The organism is Allobosea sp. TAB14 (genome assembly GCF_052113865.1).
In the GTDB taxonomy this organism is placed as follows: domain Bacteria; phylum Pseudomonadota; class Alphaproteobacteria; order Rhizobiales; family Beijerinckiaceae; genus Allobosea; species Allobosea spartocytisi.
Genome location: NZ_JBFRDQ010000267.1, coordinates 1 through 4621, shown reverse-complemented (window position 1 = coordinate 4621; position 4621 = coordinate 1). Strand labels below are relative to the sequence as shown.

Annotated in this window: 2 protein-coding genes; both read left to right on the top strand. The window is 66.5% G+C overall.

The annotated features are described in order from the left end of the window. Window positions 1–3292: autotransporter outer membrane beta-barrel domain-containing protein (locus AB4Y99_RS25900; RefSeq protein WP_441525344.1), on the top strand; the 3292-nt coding region annotated here is incomplete at its 5' end. 533 nt (window positions 3293–3825) lie between these two features. Further along, window positions 3826–4621 (top strand): HlyD family secretion protein (locus tag AB4Y99_RS25895; RefSeq protein WP_441525343.1); only part of this gene is annotated, 796 nt, incomplete at its 3' end.

Genomic DNA, 4621 nt, shown 5'->3' with positions numbered 1-4621 from the left:
GTACTCCGGCAGGCAGACACTGACCGGTACCAGCACCTATGGTGGCACGACGCTGGTCTCGGCCGGTGAGCTGCGTGTCGACGGTGCGCTGAACGGGCCGGGAGCGCTGACCGTGGCGGCCGGTGCGACGCTGTCTGGCACAGGCAGCATTGCCGGTGCCGTGACCGTCAACGGTACCCTGTCGGCGGGGCATAGCCCCGGCACACTGACGGTTGGCTCGCTTGCGCTGAACGGCGGCTCGACCTCGGTCTTCGAGCTGAATTCGCCGGGCGCGGTCGGCGGCAGCGATCCCATCGCCGGCAACGACCTCGTCGAGGTCACCGGCAATCTCACGCTCGGCGGCACCCTCGATGCCCGCGCGGCTGCCGCCGGCTATTATCGGTTGTTCGATTATGGCGGCACGCTCGCGGGCAGCTTCGCCAGCCAAGGCGTGACCTCGACCCGGAGCGGTTTCACCATCGCCAGCGCGCAGGTCGAGACGGCGACGGCAGGACAGGTCAACCTCGCCGTGTTCGGCACCGGCCAGACCCTGCAGTTCTGGGACGGCACGAACGCAATCGGCAACGGCACCGTCGATGGCGGGGCCGGCACCTGGGCTCCCTTCGGCACCAACTGGACCAATAGCGCCGGCAGCGCCAATGCCGGCTGGGGCGGCTCGGTCGGCGTCTTCGCCGGCGCGGCCGGCGGCGCGGTCAGCGTTGCCGGCACGGTGAGTTTCGACACCCTGCAATTCTCGGCCAATGGCTACGCGCTGAGCGGCGGGACGCTTTCAATCCTGCCCGTGGGCGGCACGTCCGGTACATTCAACGTCGATAACGGCGTCATAGCCAACATCGCCTCGACGATTGCCGATGGCAGCGGCACGGCCATCGCCAAGGTCGGCAACGGCAGGCTCGTGCTCTCCGGCAGCAACAGCTACAGCGGCGGCACGGCGATCGAAGGCGGCGTGCTGCAGATCTCTGCCAATGCCAATCTCGGGGCGGCCTCCGGTGGCTTGAGCCTTAACGGCGGCACGCTCGCGACCACGGCCAGCTTCGCCTCGTTTCGTCCCGTGGCGCTCGACGGCCCCGGCGGCTTCGACGTGGCGACAGGCACACAGTTCGAGCTAGGCGGCGCCGTCTCCGGGGCGGGCAGCCTGACCAAGCTCGGCGCCGGCACGCAGATCCTGACCGGGGCGAACACCTATACGGGTGGCACGACGATCAGCGCCGGCGTCCTGCAGATCGGCAACGGCGGCACCACCGGCTCGATCATAGGCAACGTCGTCAACAATCGCACGCTCGCCTTCAACCGCTCTGACAATATCACCTTCACCGGAACCATTTCGGGCAGCGGCGACGTGCAGAAGCTGGGGGCTGGGTCGCTCACGCTGACCGGTACCAACAGCTATGGCGGCACGCTGATCCAAGCCGGCACGCTGATAGGCTCGGCGACGAGCTTCGGCCTCGGTCCGATCCACAACAACGCCGCGCTGGTCTTCGACCAGCCAGGCGACGCAACCTTCGCCCAGGCGATCAACGGCACCGGCACCCTCACCAAGCGCGGGGCAGGCAATCTCAATCTGACCGGCGACGGCAATCTGATCGGCGCGACGACGGTTGAGGACGGCAAGCTCTCGATCAATGGCTCGCTCGCGAACTCGGCCGTCACCGTGCTCTCGGGCGCGGCGCTCGGCGGCAGCGGCACGGTCGGCTCCACCACGATCCAATCGGGGGCGACCATTGCCCCGGGCAACTCGATCGGCACCCTCAACGTCAATGGCAACCTGACGCTGGCGCCGGGCTCGACCTACGAGGCCGAGATCGCCGGCAACGGCACCTCCGACCGCATCGCCGTGACCGGAAGCGCCATCGTCACGGGCAGCCAGGTCGGGGTCACCGCGCTCGATCCGCAGACCAGCTATATCAACGGCCAGCGCTACACGATCCTCACCGCGACAGGCGGTGTCATCGGCAGCGCCCCCGGAGCGGTCTCGCGTTCCGCCTTCCTCGACCTCTCCGTCGACCAGCAGCCCAACCAGGTCGACCTCATCATTGCGGTCAAGGGGACGCCTCCGGTCACTCCCCCTGACCCGGGCACTCCCCCGACCACCCCTCCCGGCTCTGACCCAACGCCGACACCCCCGCCAGCGATTTTCGAAACCGTGGCGCAGACGCGCAACCAATTTGTCACCGCTGGCGCTCTCGACACGCTGCCGCCGGTCGGCGGCACGCTGGCGCTCTACAACAGCCTGCTGATGCTCGACGCGCCAGGTGCGCGCGCCGCCTTCGACTCGCTCTCCGGCGAGGTTCACGCCTCGGCGAAGACGGCGCTGATCGACGAGAGCTGGCTCCTGCGCAACGCCGTCAACGACCGACTGCGTTCGGCCTTCGGCGCGGTCGGCGCGCAGCCCATGACGACGTTGAACTACGGCTTCACCGCCGATCTCGCCCCAAGCGTGAAAGGTCCGATGCCCGAGCTCAGGTCCGACCGCTTCGCGGTCTGGGGCCAGGGCTACGGCTCCTGGGGCACAACGGACAGCGACCGCAACGCTGCCAAGTTGACGCGCTCGACCGGCAGCTTCCTCATCGGTGCCGATGCTGCGGTGTTCGACACCCTGCGCGTCGGCGTCGTTGCCGGCTACAGCCGCTCCGAGTTCGACGTGAAGGGCCGGCGCTCCTCGGGCGAGAGCGACAACTACCATCTCGGCCTCTATGGTGGCGGGCAATGGGGCGCGCTCAACCTGCGCACTGGCGCGAGCTACACCTGGCACGACGTCGAGATCAGCCGCACTGTCGCCTTCGCCGGTTTCGGCAATAGCCTCAAGGCCGACTACAATGCCGGCACCGCCCAGGTTTTTGGGGAGCTCGGCTACCGGGTCGATCTCGGCCGGGTGGCGTTCGAGCCCTTTGCCGGCCTGGCCTATRTCAACCTGCATACCGATGGCTTCCGCGAGACCAGCGGCGCCGCGGCGCTCTCAAGCCGTGGCGGCGACACCAATGTAGGATATTCCACGCTTGGACTGCGTGCCGCGACCAGCTTCGATCTGCGGGGCGTGGGCCTGACCCTGCGCGGCGGATTAGCCTGGCGCCACGCCTTCGGAGACGTCACCCCGACCGCAACGCTGGCCTTTGCCGGCAGTACACCGTTCTCGGTCGCTGGTGTCCCGATCGCGAAGGACGCCGCCCTGCTCGAGGCGGGGCTCGACCTGGCCATCGGCCAGAGCGCCTCGCTCGGCCTCTCCTATACCGGGCAGCTCGCCCAGGACGCGCAGGACCACGCCTTCAAGGGCGTCCTCGCCGTCAGATTCTGAGGTTACCCTGGCTCCGCAGCAAACCCGCTGAAGGTCCGACATGGGACGTTTGAGGTCATGCCGTTTCAGCGTTCTAGAGGTCCGCTTACAGGCGATGAGCAAAGTTCCGCTGTCGGCGCATCGCAGTTGCTGGTCTGCGCTAGCCTCCACCCTTCGGCGAAGAATTTCCCTGGGCAGTGAGATAGGCGCAGAACATATCGGCCAGGCCGTCGGCGTAAGCTTGGATTTCCATGGCGGTCCTCGGTGTTTGGCCTGTTTTTGGTCCTCTCCGATCGCTCGACAGCGAAAGCTGTGGAAACCCAGCCCGGCGGATAACGCCTTGTTTCCAGGCGGCTGGTGCGTCCGAGGCCGCTTCTGACGCAAGCTACCAATGTGCGCATTCGAAGTGCATTGATGGTTTCGTAAGTCCTCGATTTTTGCGGCGCCAGAAGCTTGGACATCCATCCGCAGCTGGGGACTCTTGTCTGGTAACGATTTGGTAAGACTCGGTCCGCGCCAATGCCCGTCCGCGACACGCGTTCGGGATAGGGATCATGAAGATCTTTCGGATCGCCGTCGGCCTGCTGCTGCTCGTTGGTGGCCTCTACGTCTTGATCGGCGAGCATTTCGCTGGAACCTCGGCCGACGCGACGGTGAATGCCCGCATCAACGTGATCCGCGCCCCGATCGAGGGACAGGTCAATCTTGCCGTCCGGAGCATCGGCGCGCGCGTGAATGCGGGTGAACTCGTCGCCGACATCACGGATGAGCGCTTCGACACCGCACGCCTTATCGATCTAGAGCGCGACCGCGACAACCAGCAGATCGAGCTGAAGCGGGTGGCCACGCAAAAGGAAGCGATCAGCAATGCTCGCGCTGGCTTTGCCGCACAGCTCGATAATTACCAGAAAGGGCGCGTCAGCCAGATCGAGGCGCGGATCGCCGAGGCGAAGGCCAATCAGGATGCCGCGGCGGCCCGCCTGCGCGAAGCCGATGGCACCCTCAAGCGCGCCAACGACCTGAGCGATCGGGGCGTACAGACCGCAGCCAATCTCGAACGCGCCCGCGCCGCACAGGACGTGGCGCAGCAAGAGCTTGAGAGTGCCCGCCAGCGTGGCAGCTATTTGAACACCGAACTGGCTGCCGCCCGCACTGGCGTTTTCATCGGCGACTCCTACAACGACGCGCCTTTCTCCTCGCAGCGTGTCAGGGAACTCGACCTGCGGCTGGCCGAACTTGCTTCCGAACAGGAGCAGATCGAGGCCCGGATCGCGGGGTTCGAGAAACAAATCCGTGCCGAGCGTCTGAGGCTCAACAAGCTGACTTCAGCCGTGCTGACGGTGCTGACGG